This is a genomic window from Streptomyces syringium, from assembly GCF_017876625.1.
GTDB lineage: Bacteria > Actinomycetota > Actinomycetes > Streptomycetales > Streptomycetaceae > Streptomyces > Streptomyces syringius.
In genome coordinates this window covers 4,741,823-4,755,891 of sequence record NZ_JAGIOH010000001.1, presented here as the reverse complement: position 1 = coordinate 4,755,891, position 14,069 = coordinate 4,741,823, and the positions used below count along the sequence as shown (strand labels likewise).

Annotated in this window: 13 protein-coding genes and 2 pseudogenes; 11 read left to right on the top strand and 4 right to left on the bottom strand. The window is 72.7% G+C overall.

The genetic code is table 11. From position 1 onward, the window contains the following. Nucleotides 1–71: 71 nt before the first annotated feature. From JO379_RS21245 to JO379_RS21235, 3 genes are read left to right on the top strand one after another with little or no spacing between them, the layout of a single operon-like run. Nucleotides 72–1,049, top strand: coding sequence for a glycosyltransferase family 2 protein (locus JO379_RS21245; RefSeq protein ID WP_209516429.1), 978 nt, complete (start codon nt 72–74; stop codon nt 1,047–1,049). Continuing rightward, the gene (locus JO379_RS21240) at nt 1,049–2,455 is read left to right on the top strand and encodes a polysialyltransferase family glycosyltransferase (RefSeq protein WP_209516426.1); all 1,407 of its coding nucleotides are present in this window, start codon (nt 1,049–1,051) and stop codon (nt 2,453–2,455) included. Before JO379_RS21245 ends, JO379_RS21240 begins: the two co-directional genes overlap by 1 nt. Continuing rightward, nucleotides 2,452–3,603: an acyltransferase family protein gene (locus JO379_RS21235; RefSeq protein ID WP_209516424.1), complete on the top strand. Its 1,152-nt coding sequence runs from the start codon at nt 2,452–2,454 to the stop codon at nt 3,601–3,603. Before JO379_RS21240 ends, JO379_RS21235 begins: the two co-directional genes overlap by 4 nt. Here the strand turns inward: JO379_RS21235 and JO379_RS21230 are convergent. After that, nucleotides 3,577–4,230 (bottom strand): TetR/AcrR family transcriptional regulator C-terminal domain-containing protein, encoded by a 654-nt coding sequence (locus JO379_RS21230; RefSeq protein ID WP_130879547.1) that lies wholly within the window; start codon nt 4,228–4,230, stop codon nt 3,577–3,579. The genes JO379_RS21235 and JO379_RS21230 overlap by 27 nt on opposite strands. 69 nt (nt 4,231–4,299) lie before the next feature. Here JO379_RS21230 and JO379_RS21225 point away from each other — a divergent pair, with 69 nt between their 5' ends. Beyond that, nucleotides 4,300–5,838, top strand: coding sequence for an FAD-dependent monooxygenase (locus tag JO379_RS21225; protein WP_209516421.1), 1,539 nt, complete (start codon nt 4,300–4,302; stop codon nt 5,836–5,838). A gap of 148 nt (nt 5,839–5,986) precedes the next feature. On the opposite strand, the gene JO379_RS21220 is transcribed toward JO379_RS21225, so the two are convergent. Both JO379_RS21220 and JO379_RS21215 read right to left on the bottom strand, forming a co-directional pair. Further along, the gene (locus JO379_RS21220; protein ID WP_130879545.1) at nt 5,987–7,384 is read right to left on the bottom strand and encodes a GntP family permease; all 1,398 of its coding nucleotides are present in this window, start codon (nt 7,382–7,384) and stop codon (nt 5,987–5,989) included. A 46-nt stretch (nt 7,385–7,430) separates the two neighbouring features. Beyond that, the gene (locus JO379_RS21215) at nt 7,431–7,940 is read right to left on the bottom strand and encodes a gluconokinase (protein ID WP_209518785.1); all 510 of its coding nucleotides are present in this window, start codon (nt 7,938–7,940) and stop codon (nt 7,431–7,433) included. A 167-nt stretch (nt 7,941–8,107) separates the two neighbouring features. On the opposite strand from JO379_RS21215, the gene JO379_RS21210 reads away from it, so the two are divergent. Both JO379_RS21210 and JO379_RS21205 read left to right on the top strand, forming a co-directional pair. Then, on the top strand, nt 8,108–8,809 hold the full coding sequence (locus JO379_RS21210; protein ID WP_209516418.1) for a FadR/GntR family transcriptional regulator: 702 nt from the start codon (nt 8,108–8,110) through the stop codon (nt 8,807–8,809). A gap of 124 nt (nt 8,810–8,933) precedes the next feature. Continuing rightward, nucleotides 8,934–9,104, top strand: coding sequence for a hypothetical protein (locus JO379_RS21205; protein WP_165451596.1), 171 nt, complete (start codon nt 8,934–8,936; stop codon nt 9,102–9,104). Here the strand turns inward: JO379_RS21205 and JO379_RS21200 are convergent. Further along, a complete protein-coding gene (locus JO379_RS21200) occupies nt 9,067–10,506 on the bottom strand; it encodes an amidase (RefSeq protein ID WP_209518783.1) in 1,440 nt (479 codons plus the stop codon). The genes JO379_RS21205 and JO379_RS21200 overlap by 38 nt on opposite strands. A gap of 183 nt (nt 10,507–10,689) precedes the next feature. Between JO379_RS21200 and JO379_RS21195 the strand changes: the two genes are divergently transcribed. From JO379_RS21195 to JO379_RS34185, 5 genes and pseudogenes are all read left to right on the top strand, one after another. Beyond that, complete coding sequence (locus JO379_RS21195) at nt 10,690–12,201, top strand: alpha/beta hydrolase (protein WP_245381512.1); 1,512 nt, start codon at nt 10,690–10,692, stop codon at nt 12,199–12,201. Between the two features lie 51 nt (nt 12,202–12,252). After that, nucleotides 12,253–12,690: an SseB family protein gene (locus JO379_RS21190; RefSeq protein ID WP_209516412.1), complete on the top strand. Its 438-nt coding sequence runs from the start codon at nt 12,253–12,255 to the stop codon at nt 12,688–12,690. Then, entirely contained in the window at nt 12,687–13,274 is a 588-nt protein-coding gene (locus tag JO379_RS21185; RefSeq protein ID WP_209516409.1) for a hypothetical protein, read from the top strand. The genes JO379_RS21190 and JO379_RS21185 overlap by 4 nt, the downstream gene beginning before the upstream one ends. Next, a pseudogene (locus JO379_RS33385) lies at nt 13,274–13,873 on the top strand (putative T7SS-secreted protein); the annotation flags it as partial. The gene JO379_RS21185 and the pseudogene JO379_RS33385, both read left to right, overlap by 1 nt. Beyond that, a pseudogene (locus JO379_RS34185) lies at nt 13,762–14,019 on the top strand (hypothetical protein); the annotation flags it as partial. The pseudogenes JO379_RS33385 and JO379_RS34185, both read left to right, overlap by 112 nt. Between the last annotated feature and the right edge of the window lie 50 nt (nt 14,020–14,069).

The following is a 14,069-nucleotide window of genomic DNA, read 5'->3' as shown; positions in this document are numbered from 1 at the left end:
CCGTTCTTCGTTCACCTCCGCGTACGCCATAGGTCAAGACGAATGCCGGGGGGCCACCTAACGTCACCCGAGTGGTTAAGCTCTCCGTCATCGTGCCGTTCTTCAACGTGCAGACCTACGCGCCCGACACACTGAGAAGTCTGCGTGCGAACGCCCGCGCGGACTTCGAATTCATTCTCGTCGACGACTGTTCGACCGACGAGACCCCGGACATCCTCCGGCGCGCCGAGCGCGAGTTGCCCGGGGCCGTGCTCGTGCGGCACGAGAAGAACGGCGGCCTCGCCACCGCCCGCAACACCGGGCTGGAACGGGCGCGCGGCGAATACATCACCTTCCTCGACGGCGACGACTGGCTCGCGCCGGGCTACTACGAGCAACTGCTCGACGTCATCGAGGGTTTGGGGGTGGAATTCGTCCGTACGGACCACGTGCAGTGCACGGCCCGCGCCCGGACGGTCCACCGCGTGCCGCACGGCAGGCGCGGTGTGGTGCTGAGCCCGCGCGACGCGATACTGCCCGCCGACCGCTCCACGTCCGTGGACTACGCCTACGCGTGGGCCGGGATCTACCACCGGCGGCTGCTGGACGAGGGGCTGCTGCATTTCCGGCACGGGCTGCGGACGGCCGAGGACCGGCCCTGGATCTGGCGGCTGCACCGCGAGGCGCGTACCTTCGCGGTCGCCGGGCTGCTCGGTGTCTTCTACCGGCGCGGGGTCGCGTCCTCCTTGACCCAGATCGGTGATGTGCGGCAACTCGATTTCCTTCGCGCATTCGATCAGGTAATCGACGAAACCTCGCGCGACGCGGACGCCGAGATCCTGCTCCCGAAAGCCGTACGCACCTATTGCGCGATCATTTCCCACCATCTCGGTTCCATCGAACGATTCGAACCGGCCGTGGCCCGGACCTTGCGTTCGAAGAGCGCGGCCGCCCTGCGGCGAATGCCCCAGGATCTCCTCAAGGACGCCTTGAATTCCATGGACGACGATCGCGCGGCCCGGCTGCGCAGGCTCCGCCGCCGCCCCGCTCCGGCGGAGGTGACCGGCTGATGGCCGAGCGCCGGCGCACCCAGATCTTCCTCGCCTCGACGCTGTACGGGGCGGCGACGCTCGCCGCCGCCCTGGACGCCGAGCAGTTCCCCCGCGCCGACCGCCGGCTGCTGCTGGTGGCCAACAACGCGGCGACGCCCGAGACCACCCCCGCCTTCGACGAGGCGCCCGGCTTCGACCGGCTGCGCGCCCGCTTCGACGGGGTGCTGTCCTGGAACGAGACGATCAGGCCCTTCCACCCCGGCGGCTGGTCGCCCCGGCCGGACGACGTCCCGCTGTGGGAGCGGCACCTGCGGCTGCTGTGGGGGCTCGGCACCGACGACGTCGAACTCGTCGTCGAATCCCTCCAGGTCAACCCGGCCCTCGCGGTCGCCCAGCTCTTCCCCGACGCGCCGCTGGAGGTCTACGCCGACGGTCTGATGAGCTACGGCCCCACCCGCAACAAGCTCGATCCGCTCGTGGGCGGGCGCGTGCGGCGGCTGCTCCATCTCGACCTGGTGCCGGGCCTGCGGCCGCTGCTGCTCTCGGAGTTCGGCGTCCCGGCGGAGATCGTGCCGGCCGAGGTCTTCACCAAGGTGCTGGCCGAGCTCTGTGACGCCACCCCGCTGGTCGAGGCCCCCGAGGGGGCCGCGCTGCTGCTCGGCCAGTACCTGTCGGCGATCGACATCCTCACCCCCGAGGAGGAGGAGCGGCTGCATGTGCGGATGCTGCGCGGCGCGGCCGCCCTCGGCCACCGCGAGCTGGTGTTCAAGCCGCACCCGAGCGCCCCGGCCCGCTGGTCGCGGATGCTGGAGACGGAGGCCGGACGGCTCGGTGTCGCGCTGACGGTCCTGGGCACCCCCGTCCTGGCCGAGGTGGTCTTCCGCCGGTCGCGCCCCGCCCTCGTCGTCGGCTGCTTCTCCACCGCGCTGCTCACCGCGAGCACCTTCTACGGGCTGCCCGTGGCGCGGGTCGGCACGGATCTGCTGCTGGAGCGGCTCAGCCCGTACCAGAACAGCAACCGTGTGCCCGTCACGCTCGTCGACGCGCTGCTGCCCGACCTCGAACGGCCCGAGACGGTGGCGGGCTGGACGCCGGGCAAGCTGCCGGGCGAGCGGCTGTCGGGGCTGCTGGCCGCCGTGGGCTTCGCGATGCAGCCGCAGATCCACCCGGCGCTGCGCCCGGCCGCCGAGCGCTATCTCGCGGACCACCTCGACGCCGGCACCCGGCGCTACTTCAAGCGCCGCCGGCTGACCGCCCTCGCCCTGCCGGGCGCCGTCCCCTCCCAACTGGCCTTCCTCCCGCGCAATCCCACCGTGCGGAAGGTGGCCCGCCGGGCGCGGTCCGTGCAGCGGCGCCTCGCGCTGCGGCTGCCCGGACAGCGTGCTGCCGTGGCGGGCCGGACCCGGAACGGAAACGGGCGGTGACGTCCGAAGCGGTGCTGCCCGCCGCACCGCCGGACGCCCGGACGGCCCGCCCGGCCCCACCGGCAACCGCCTCCCCGCCCGCTCGCGGCAAGGGCCGCCTCCGGGCCCTGGACGGTCTGCGGCTGCTCGCCGCCCTGATGGTGGCGCTGTACCACTACGGCGGCCGGGGCGGGGAGGTCGAGCAGGCGTGGGGGGCGTCGCCGCGCCGGGAGTTCCCGACGCTGTCGGGCGTCTTCGCGTACGGCTGTCTCGGGGTGCAGATCTTCTTCGTCATCAGTGGCTTCGTGATCTGCATGAGCGGCTGGGGGCGCCCGCTGCGCTCCTTCTTCGCCTCGCGGGTCTCTCGGCTCTACCCCGCGTACTGGGCGGCGATCGCGCTCGTCACGCTGGCCTTCGCGCTGCCGTGGGTCGCGTACCGGACGGTCTCCCCGAGCGACCTCCTGGTGAACCTCACCATGCTGCAACAGCCGGTCGGCGCGCAGCGGGTGCTCGGGGTGTGCTGGACGCTCTGGGCGGAGCTGCGTTTCTACGCGCTCTTCGCGCTCTTCGTGGTGCTGCCGGGCGCGACCCGCCGCCGGGTGGTGCTCTTCTGCGCGGTGTGGACGCTGGCGACGGTCGTCACGACCGCTTCGCACGTGGAGGTGCTCCGGGTCGTCGTCATGCCCGAGCACTCGTCGTTCTTCATCGGCGGCATCGGACTGTATCTGATCCACCGGTTCGGGCACGACGCCCTCGCCTGGGGCATCGTGGCGGTCAGTTTCCTGATCGGCCAGCACTACGCGGTCACCGGCCTGTGGCATCCGCCGGGCCCGCAGTACTTCTCCTACCGCTCCCCGTACGTCATCATCGCCGTCGTCGCCGTCGGCTACGCGGCCGTCGCCGCCGTCGCCGTGGGCAGGCTGCACTGGGCCAACTGGCGCTGGCTGACCGTCGCGGGCGCGCTGACGTACCCCTTCTACCTCGTGCACGAGCACCTGGGGTGGGTGGTGATCGGCGGCCTCCACCGGGGCCTGCGGATCCCCTCCTACGCGGCCTTCCCGCTGACGATCGCGCTGATGCTGCTGGTGGCGTGGGTGCTGCACCGCTGGGTGGAACAGCGGCTCACACCCCTGCTGCGCGGCTCACTCCTGCCCGGCCGGAGCCGGTAGCAGCGTCACCCCGACGCCCGCGATGACGGCGCGCAGCCCGTCGTCGAACCCCGCTTCGAGGTCGTCGAAGAACTCGTGCCCCGCCTCGACGGCGAGCGGGGAGTCGCCGAGGCGGCCCTCCCGCAGCGCCTGGTCGTAGGCGGGGTCGCGCTCCCCCGGCACGGGGTGGACGGACTGCTCCTCGATGACGTAGCCCATCGTGTAGGTGTTCACCGTGAACCAGGCGCGGGCGGCGCCCCGTGAGGTGAAGCCCGCGTCGAGGCAGGCCTGGAGGAACGACTCCAGGGTCCCGGCGTAGGAGTCGTCGGTGAAGCGCGTGCCGCCGAAGACCTTCGCGCCGTCGCGGTAGCCGAGCAGCTCACGGCGCAGCACGTGGGCGGCGTGCGCCATGCCCTCCTGCCAGGGCGCCCCTTCGGGCAGCGCCAGCTTCGGGAGCATCCGACGGAACATCTCCGTCGCCATCTCGTCCAGCAGCTCCTGCTTGTTCTTGAAGTGCCAGTAGAGGGCGGGAGCCTGGACGTTCAGATCCTTGGCGATCCTGCGCAGCGTAAGCCCTTCGAGGCCCACCTCGTTCAGCAGGCGCAGAGCGGTGTCCGCCACCAGGGCGCGGTCGATTCGAGTTGCCACCTTGACAGCTTAACGCCGTTCAGTTCAGGCTTGGGGAACAGCGAACTTAACGACGTTAAGGAGGCTCTCATGGGCCTGCCCCCGACCAGCCCCGCCACCGAGGTCCTGATCTCCGGTGCCGGGCCGACCGGTCTCGTTCTCGCCATCGACCTCGCCCGGCGCGGCGTCCGGCACCGCATCGTCGACCGCTCCGAGCGCGGCTTCCCCGGTTCGCGCGGCACCGGCATCCAGCCGCGCAGCCAGGAGGTGCTCGACGACCTGGGCGCGATCGACGCTCTGTGGGCCGCCGGGGGCCCGTGCCCGATCGTGCGGATCTGGGACGGCACCACCCGCGTCGGAGAGCAGCGGATCGTCGAGCCGGCCGAGCCGTCGCCCGGCGTGCCCTACGGCGAGATCCTGATGATCCCCCAGTGGCGCACGGTGGAGATCCTCACCGCGCGGCTCGAAGAGCTGGGCGGCCGGGTGGAGTTCGGCACCGAGCTGACCGGCTTCGAGCACGACGCGGACGGCGTCACGGCCACCCTGCGGGACGCGGGCGGCGCCGAGCAGACCGTACGGGCGGAGTATCTGGTCGCGGCCGACGGCGGGCGCAGCACCGTCCGCAAGGCGCTCGGCATCGCCTTCACCGGCGAGCAGGTCGACGCGCGCGCGGTGCTGATCGCCGACGTGATGGTGGAAGGGGAGCTGCTGGACCGCGACCACTGGCACATGTGGCCCCGCGCCGAGGGCGGCATCCTCGCCCTGCGCCCGCTGGAGAACGTGGAGACCTGGCAGGTCATGGCCGGCTTCAATGACACCTCCCACGAGCCCGACCCGTCCCGCGACGCCACTCCCGAGGCCCTGGCCCGCCTGATCACCGAGCGCACCGGGCATCCGGGAGTGCGCACCGGCGAGGTGCGGTGGGCCTCCGCCTTCCGGGCGCGGGCCGCCATGGCCGAGCGGTTCCGCACCGGCCGGGTCCTGCTCGCCGGGGACGCGGCGCACGTCCACTCCCCGGCGGGCGGCCAGGGCCTGAACACCAGCGTCCAGGACGCGTACAACCTCGGCTGGAAGCTGGGCGCGGTGCTGCGGCTCGGCGCGCCCGACGCGCTGCTCGACACCTACGACACCGAGCGGACGCGGGTCGCCGCCGACGTGCTCCGCCTGTCCACCAGCGTCCACCAGGCCGACCAGACCGGCGGCGGCCCGAGCCTGCGCGGCCGCGAGACCCACCAGCTGACCCTCAACTACCGCGAGAGCCCCCTCACCCGGGAGTTGCGCCGGGGCCTGCCCGAGGGCGCCCTGCGGGCGGGTGACCGCGCCCCCGACGCGCCCTGCGTGGACGCCTCGGGCACGGCCGTCCGCCTCTTCGATGCCTTCCGGGGCCCGCACTTCACGCTGCTGGCGGTGGGTGACGTGGAATGTGCGGCGCCGGACGCCGCGTGGATACGCACGTACCGCGTGAGCGGCGGCCCGGCGGCGGACCTGCTGGACACGGAGGGGCACGCCAAGGCGGCCTACGGCTCGGGGCTGTTCCTGATCCGCCCGGACGGCTACGTGGGCCTGGCGACGGACGACCCGGCGGACGTCGCGCCGTACCTGGCGCAGGTGTCGGAGGTGTCGGGCTAGGCGACACACCCAGCCCGTCCGGCGCCTGGGGACACGGCACACCCAGCCCGTCCGGCGCTTGGGGACACGGCACACCCAGCCCGTCCGGCGCTTGAGGACAAGAATCGGGAAGGGGCGGGGAGGGGCAATCCCCCCCGCCACCTACCCCCTACAACACCAGCGACAGCAGCATCACGAAGCCGATCCCGACGACCGAGATGATCGTCTCCATCACCGACCACGTCTTGATCGTCTGGCCGATGTCCATGCCGAAGTACTCCTTCACCAGCCAGAATCCGGCGTCGTTGACGTGGCTGAAGAACAGCGAGCCCGCGCCGACGGCCAGGACGAGGAGGGCGGAGTGGGTCGTGCTCATGTCGGCGGCGAGCGGGGCGACCAGTCCCGCGGCGGAGATCGTGGCCACCGTCGCCGAGCCGGTCGCCAGCCGGATGCCGACCGCGATCAGCCAGGCCAGCAGCAGCGCGGAGACGGACCAGTCCTCGGAGAAGTCCAGGATCATCTGCCCGACGCCCACGTCGATCAGGGTCTGCTTGAATCCGCCGCCCGCGCCGACGATCAGCAGGATGCCGGCGATGGGCACCAGCGACTTCTCGACGGTCCCGGCCAGCCGGTCACGGCCGAAGCCCGCGGCCCGGCCGAGGGTGAACATGCCGACGAGAACGGCGGCGAGCAGCGCGATCATCGGTGATCCGATGACGTCGGTGACCCGCTGGACGTGGTTCTTCGGGTCGTCGACGACGATGTCGACGAGCGCCTTGGCCAGCATCAGCACCACCGGCAGCAGCACGGTCGCGACGGTGGCCGCGAAGCCCGGGCGGCGTTCGAGGTCCTCCGAGGGCCGCTGGGGTATCAGCTTCTCGGGCGGGGTGATGTCGACCCAGCGGGCGGCGACGCGGGAGAACAGCGGGCCCGCGATGACCGCGGTCGGCACGGCGACGAGCACGCCGAGCGCGAGCGTCACCCCGAGGTTCGCGCCGATCGCGTCGATGGCGACGAGCGGGCCGGGGTGCGGCGGCACGAGGCCGTGCATCACGGACAGCCCGGCGAGCGCGGGGATGCCGATGCGCATCAGCGAGTAGTTGCCGCGCTTGGCGACCAGCAGCACCACCGGGATCAGCAGCACGATGCCGACCTCGAAGAAGAGCGGCAGCCCGATGACGGACGCGATCAGCACCATCGCCCACGGCATCGAGCGGCGGCCCGCCTTGGCCAGGATCGTGTCCACGATCTGGTCGGCGCCGCCGGAGTCGGCGAGCAGCTTGCCCAGGATCGCGCCGAGCGCGATCAGCACGCCGACTCCCGCGACCGTGGCGCCGAGCCCGGTCGTGAAGCCCGTGATGACCTTGTCGAGCGGTGCGCCCGCGACGGCGCCGAGCACCAGCGATCCGATGGTCAGCGACAGAAAGGCGTGCAGCTTGAAGCGGGTGATGAGGAGGACGATGACGGCGATGCCGACGAGGACGGCGATGCCCAGCTGTGCGTGACCTGCCGAAGTGATCGGTTCGGCGGGGGCCGCGGCCAGCATCTCGACGCTGAGAGTGCTCACGGGGCTTCCTGAAGAGGTGGGAGGGGAAGGGGGGCCGAAAAAGATGTCAGAGGTGCCGCAGTGCGGCCGTCGCCCGGCGGGCGATGGCGTCCGGGTCGGGCGCGACGTCGACCGCGACGCCCACCTCGTCCGCGTCCAGCGGCTCCAGGGCCGCGAACTGCGATTCCAGCAGCCGGGTGGTCATGAAGTGCCCCTTGCGGGCCTCCATCCGCTCGGCGATCAGTGCCCGGTCGCCGGTGAGGTGGAGGAAGACGATGCCGGGGGCCGCGGCACGCAGCCGGTCGCGATAGGCGCGCTTGAGGGCCGAGCAGCTCACCACTCCCCCTCGTCCGGCGCGCCCGTGCGCCCAGGCGCCGATGGCGTCGAGCCAGGGGGCGCGGTCGGCGTCGTCCAGCGGGGTGCCGGCGCTCATCTTGGCGATGTTCGCGGGCGGGTGGAAGTCGTCGCCCTCGGCGTAGGGGACGCCGAGGGCGTCCGCCACCAGCGGGCCGACCGTGGTCTTGCCCGTGCCGGACACGCCCATGACGGCCACGACAGGGGGATGGGGGGCCTGCATCGCTACCTCGCTGTCCTCGTTGACCTCGACGCCTTTGGCGATGCGGACACTCAAGCCCATAAGTACGACGTATTCAAGACCCCGTGACTTAAAAGTCATACTTAATTGGCTCTCGCGATATCGCACGCGCGGCCGGGGCCGGCCGGCGGAAACCGTAGGCTGAGCGCATGGAGAACCAGGGGCAGGGGTTGCACGCGCGCGTGCTGCAATCCCTCGGGCCCGCGATCACGGCCGGCGAGTACCCGCCCGGCAGCGTGCTGCGCACCGACGAGCTGGAGCAGCGCTTCGACGTCTCGCGCACGGTCATCCGCGAGGCGATACGCGTGCTGGAGTCCATGCGGCTGGTCGCCTCCCGGCGCCGGGTCGGGGTGACGGTCCTGCCCACCGAGGAGTGGAACGTCTACGACCCGCAGGTCATCCGCTGGCGCCTCGCGGGCGCCGACCGCCCGCGCCAGCTGCGCTCGCTGACCGTGCTGCGCTCGGCCGTGGAACCCGTCGCGGCGGGCCTCGCCGCCCACCTCGCGACGCCCGGGCAGTGCGCCGAGCTGACGGACCACGCCCTGGGCATGGTCGCCACCTCGCGCGGCCAGCAGCTGGACGCCTATCTGGTCCACGACATCGCCTTCCACCGCGTCATCCTGCGCGCCTCCGGCAATGAGATGTTCGCCCGGCTCGGCGACGTCGTCGCCGAGGTACTGACCGGCCGCACCCATCACCAGGTGATGTTCACCGACCCCGACCCGGCCGCCGTCACCCTGCACGTCCGCGTCGCCGAGGCCGTACGGGAACGGGACGCGGCCCGCGCCGAGGCCCTGACCCGCGAGATCGCCAGCGGAGCGATGGCCGAACTGGACATCCTCGCGCCGTAGTCGGCCACGCGCGGGGCGCCCGCGCATGATGGCGCTGTCCCCGCTCCGTGACGGCCTTGCCACAAGCCACCGGCCCGGCCGTAAAACTGACGCATCATCGAACAGGCGTCCGTAGGCTGATCCCATGAGTCGCCTGAGTCGCCACCACGACAGCGAACCGCTCCTGGTCCGCCAGCGGTACGGAAACCGCTGGGTCTACCACCACCGCAATCCCGGGGGCCTCGCGCTCGTCGTCATCACCCCGATCGTCGCCGTCCTCACGCTGTGGGCCCTGTCGAGCGGCATCCCGCGCTGAGCGGAGCGCTCCGCCCGGCCACGTCCGGCCACCGCTCGTACCACCGCTGGTCCGCCTCCAGTTGCGCGGCGAGCGAGATCAGCAGCGGCTCGCTGTTCGCCGGGCCGAGGAGCTGTACGCCCAGCGGCAGCCCGTCGGGGGTGAAGCCCGCGGGGACGTTCACCCCCGGCCAGCCCAGCACGTTCCAGGGCCAGGTGTAGGGGCAGGCCGCGATCATCGTCGCGTCCGTCCGGTGGCTGGACAGCTCCGCCAGCTCCCCGGTCCGCGGCGGCGGCACCGCCGTGGTGGGGGTCAGGACCACGTCGAACCGGCCGAAGAGCTCCCCCGCCCGCCGCCGCAGCGGCCCCTCCGCGGCCCTCGCCACACGCAGCACCCCGCCGCCGAGCAGCAGCCCGCCGCGCGCGTTCACCCGCGTACGGGGATCCAGCAGCGACGGATCGGGCACCCGCCCGACCCAGTCCCGGATGCCGGCCATCGACCGCGGCACGAACGACAGCCCGATCAGCCCGTAGCGCGGCTCCTCCTCCACGACCTCGTGCCCGAGCGCCGCCAGCCGCTCCCCGGTCCGTACCGTCGCTGCCCGGACGACCGGGTCGAGCCGCTGCCGGACCACCGCGAAGGCGGGCCGCAGCGAGAGCGCGATCCGCAGCCGCCGCGGCTCGCGGCCCGCCGCCGTCAGCAGGTCGACGGCCGGCGGCCGGTGCAGATCACCGGCGTGCGAGCCGCTCGCCGAGTGCAGCAGGAGCGCCGCGTCGGCGACCGTCCGGGCCAGCGGACCGTCACAGGTGATGCCCCGGAACGCCTCCGCGTCCGGCCAGGTGGAGATCCGGCCCCGCTGCGGCTTGATGCCCACCAGAAGCGTCCAGGCGGCGGGGATACGGATCGATCCCGCCCCGTCCGACCCCAGCGCGGCCGGTACGAGCCCGGCGGCGACGGCCGCGGCGGAGCCGCCCGACGACCCGCCGGGGGTGTGCTCCAGTTGCCACGGGTTGCGCGTCACCCCGAAGGCCGGCCCCTCGGTGACCGGCCACTGCCCCAGCTCGGGAGTGTTCGTCTTGCCGACGATCACCGCGCCCGCGGCCCGCAGCCGCCGCACCGCCTCACTGTCGGCCCGCTTCGGCGGAAACCGCCCGGGGCACCCGAACGCGGTCGGCTCGCCCGCCACGTCCATGTCGTCCTTGACCGCCACCGGCACGCCCAGCAGCGGCAGCCGCTCCCCCGCCGCCAGCCGCCGGTCGGCCGCGTCGGCCTCCGCCAGTGCGGCCTCGGCCCGCACCCTGCGGAAGGCGTTCACCGTCGCCCGCGTCCGCTCGATCCGCTCCAGCGCCCGCTCGACGAGCATCCGCGAGGACACCTCCCCGTCGGCCAGCGCACGGGCTTGATCCGCCAGCCCGTCGGTCATGAACCCGGTCACCCGATCCCCCTCCCGTCGGTCGAATACACGGTAGGGGAACGCGAGTTGGTCGCACATCCGTCTTGAGACGGTGGGGGGTCCGGAGACCGACGGGCACCGGGGGCTACCCCCACCCCCAGGGGAACGGCTGGCCGGATGGGCAGGGCGCCGGGCGTCAACCACCCTTTCCCCATGCCACTTTCGAACCGGACGCGCCGCAAGGCCCTCCTGCTGACTCTCGCCACCACGGCGGTCACCGCGACGCTCACCGCCCCCGTGCAGGCAGCCCCCGCCGCACGTCCCGCCGCACCCGCCCTCACCTGGAAGCCGTGCCCGAGCCCGGCCGGCGCCACCGAGTGCGCGACGCTCTCCGTCCCGATGGACTACCGCGACCCGGGCGGCCAGCGGGTCGACCTCGCCGTCTCCCGGCTGCGCGGCGCCGACTCCCCCGCCAGGCGCGGCACCTTGCTGGCCATCCCGGGCGGCCCCGGCGGTTCGGGCGTGGCCCGCCTGGCCGCCAAGGGCGCCGAGCTGCGGAAGCAGACGGCCGGGGCGTACGACCTCGTCGCCTTCGACCCGCGCGGCGTCGGCGGCAGCACCCCGGCCGACTGCGGCGTCTCCGAAGACGACCGCGAGCTCACCCACCTCCGCCCCTGGCCGGGCCCCGACGGCGACATCACCGCGAACGTCGCCCGCGCCCGCCGCGTGGCCGCCGCCTGCCAGACCAACGGCGGGGCCATGCTGCGCAACATCTCCACCGCCAACGAGGTCCGCGACATCGAGAGCCTCCGCCGGGCCCTCGGCGAGGAGAAACTGTCGGCGTGGGCCACCTCCTACGGCACGTACGTGGCGGCGACGTACGCGCAGAAGTACCCGCACCGCACCGACCGCCTGGTGCTGGACAGCAACGGCGACCCCGACCCGGAGCGGGTCGCCCGGGGCTGGTCGGCGAACATGTCCGTCGGCACGGACGACCGCTTCCCCGACTTCGCCGCCTGGGCGGCCGACCCGGCCCGCGACCGCGCACACCGCCTGGCCGAGCGCCCCGAGGACGTCCGCCCGATGTTCCTGAAGCTGGCGGCCGAACTGGACGCGGCGCCCCGGAAGTTCAGCGATCCGGCGCACTTCCCGCTCACCGGCAACCGCCTGCGCCAGGCCCTGCAGCAGACGCTCTACAGCAAGAACGCCTTCGAGCCCCTCGCCGAACTCATCCTGGCCGCCCGTGACACGGCCGGCCCCCTGACGGTCCGCGACGTCCTGCCCGGCGGCCCGATCAGCGGGCGTGAGACGGCGGTCATGGTCGGCACCATCTGCAACGACGTCAGCTGGCCCCACGACCTCCGCACCTACGCCCGCGCCGTCACCGCCGACCGCGCCCGCCACCCCCTCACGGCGGGCATGCCGGCGGGCGTCATGCCCTGCGCCTTCTGGAAGACCGCCCCCGCCGACAAACCCGTTCGCATCACCCCCCGCGGCCCCTCGAACATCCTCATGATCCAAAACCTCCGCGACCCCGCCACGCCCCACCACGGCGCCCTCAAAATGCGCGAGGCCTTCGGCGACCGCGCCCGCCTCGTCACCGTCGACTCCGGCGGCCACGGCGCCTACTTGGCAAACGGCAACACCTGCGGCGACCGCACGGTCACCGACTTCCTGACAACGGGCCGCCGCCCGACGGGGGACGTGGTCTGCCCGAAGGAGTGACGTGATCTTCCCGGTTGCGGCTGCGAAATCGCGCGTGCGAGCATCCCGGTCATGACCATGACGGGGGATCAGACGGCAACGCGGACCGACGAGGGGGGCGCGGCGGCGTTCGACGCGGCCCGCCGCGAGTTCGCGGCAGCGCTGGGCGGCTTCCGCCGCTCCCCCGTGCTGGTCCCGCTCGACGACCGGGGCGGGCTGTGGACCACGTCGTACGGGGGCGTGTGGTGGATCCACGCCTTCTCCGACGAGGAGGCCCTGGCCGACTTCGCCCAGGCGCTGGACGAGTACGCCGGGCGGCAGTGGGACTACGTCACCGTCCTCGGCGCACGGCTGCTGGACGTGGTGATTCCCGGCATGGGAGAACCCGCGGGCATCGCCCTCGACCCGGGAGGGGACCACCCGGCGCTGTTCCCGCCGCTCGTGGGGGTCGTACCGGACCGTGCCGCGGTCGACGGCGACGCGCACGCGCATGAGGAGGGGGCGCGGTGAGCGACCAGCCGGACCTGAAGGCCCACGCGCACGACCTGTCCCTGATCGCGAAGGGGCTGACGGACGCGCTCTCCGAGCTGGGCGAACTCAGTCCCATGGGCGGGGCCGCCGCGGGCCGCGGCTTCGAGGACATCGCCCTGACCGGCCTGGAGCTCGGACACACAGGCCTCGCGGCGCAGTTCAAGGAGTTCTGCGAGCGGTGGGAATGGGGGGTACGCACCCTCGTCCAGGACGGGAACGAGTTCGCCCGGCGGGTGGGACTGTCGGCCGGCACGTACTACGAGCAGGACAAATACGCTGAGGGAACGATGAAGGTGGCCGGTGCCGCGTTCGGCGCGAACCCGAACCTCAAGGACGAGGACGTCGAGAACATGTCCTGGGACGAGGTGAAGGCGAACGGGAACTTCGCGGGCGTCGACTACAGCGGGAAGTCGTTCGAGAAGGCGTGGGACCACGGCAAGGAGACGTGGGACGGCGTCACCAAGGACATGGAAGCCACCCGGAACGAAAGGCTCCGGATGTTGCTGGAGCAGGCCGGGCAGCACGCGCCGCGATCGGCCGGCCGGCAGCCGGGTGACCACTGATGGGCACCTACGACATGTTCAAGGACGTCGTCAACGCGGCGGCCGACAAAGCCGGCGACCTGGTCGACAAGGGCAAGGAGAAAGCCGGCGAGGCCGTCGACTGGGGCACCGAGCAGCTCGCTGCCGGCCTGGACCGGGTGGGCCTGCACGACGCGGCCGACGTGATCGAGGACGCCGGTGACTTCCTCGCGGACCGGATGGGCGCGAAGGTCGCCGAGCAGCAGCTCGGGCAGACCGAGCAGGCCTCCGAGCTCATCCACGGGTCGCCGGGGAGGATCCGGGCCGCGGCACTGCACCTGAAGGATTTCCACGCCGCGTTCGACCGCGTCGGACAGGGGATGAAGGGCCTGGACTCCGGCAACTGGCGCGGGGAGGGCGCGGACGCGTTCCGCAAGAAGTTCGCCATGCACCCCCAGCAGTGGCTGAAGGCGGCGGACGCGTGTGAGGAGGCCTGCAAGGCCCTGGAGTCCTACGCGGAGACCGTGACCTGGGCCCAGGGCCAGGCGAAGGAGGCCATCGCCGCGTACAGGGCCGGCAAGGAGGCCACCAAGAAGGCCGTCGCCGCGCACAACGCGGCCGTCCACGCCTACAACGCGGCCGTCGACGCCTACAACGCCCGGCTGGGGGCGGGCAAGGACCCCGGCGCGAAGCCGACGGGCGCGCCCGGGGCGTCAGCGACCCCGGCACGGCCAAGATCAAGGAAGCGCGGGAGATCCTCGCCCGGGCCCGTTCGCAACGCGATTCCGCCGCCGAGAAGGCGCGGGAGACGGTCGGCGGGGCACTGGCCCACGCCCC

Excerpts from the sequence above, each read along its gene's own strand:
- JO379_RS21215 (WP_209518785.1), bottom strand. The coding sequence starts at position 7,940 with ATGCAGGCCCCCCATCCCCCTGTCGTGGCCGTCATGGGCGTGTCCGGC.
- JO379_RS21225 (WP_209516421.1), top strand. The coding sequence starts at position 4,300 with ATGGGCCTGCCCCCGACCAGCCCCGCCACCGAGGTCCTGATCTCCGGT.
- JO379_RS21205 (WP_165451596.1), top strand. The coding sequence starts at position 8,934 with ATGAGTCGCCTGAGTCGCCACCACGACAGCGAACCGCTCCTGGTCCGC.
- JO379_RS21240 (WP_209516426.1), top strand. The coding sequence starts at position 1,049 with ATGGCCGAGCGCCGGCGCACCCAGATCTTCCTCGCCTCGACGCTGTAC.
- JO379_RS21195 (WP_245381512.1), top strand. The coding sequence starts at position 10,690 with ATGCCACTTTCGAACCGGACGCGCCGCAAGGCCCTCCTGCTGACTCTC.
- JO379_RS21200 (WP_209518783.1), bottom strand. The coding sequence starts at position 10,506 with ATGACCGACGGGCTGGCGGATCAAGCCCGTGCGCTGGCCGACGGGGAG.
- JO379_RS21210 (WP_209516418.1), top strand. The coding sequence starts at position 8,108 with ATGGAGAACCAGGGGCAGGGGTTGCACGCGCGCGTGCTGCAATCCCTC.
- JO379_RS21190 (WP_209516412.1), top strand. The coding sequence starts at position 12,253 with ATGACCATGACGGGGGATCAGACGGCAACGCGGACCGACGAGGGGGGC.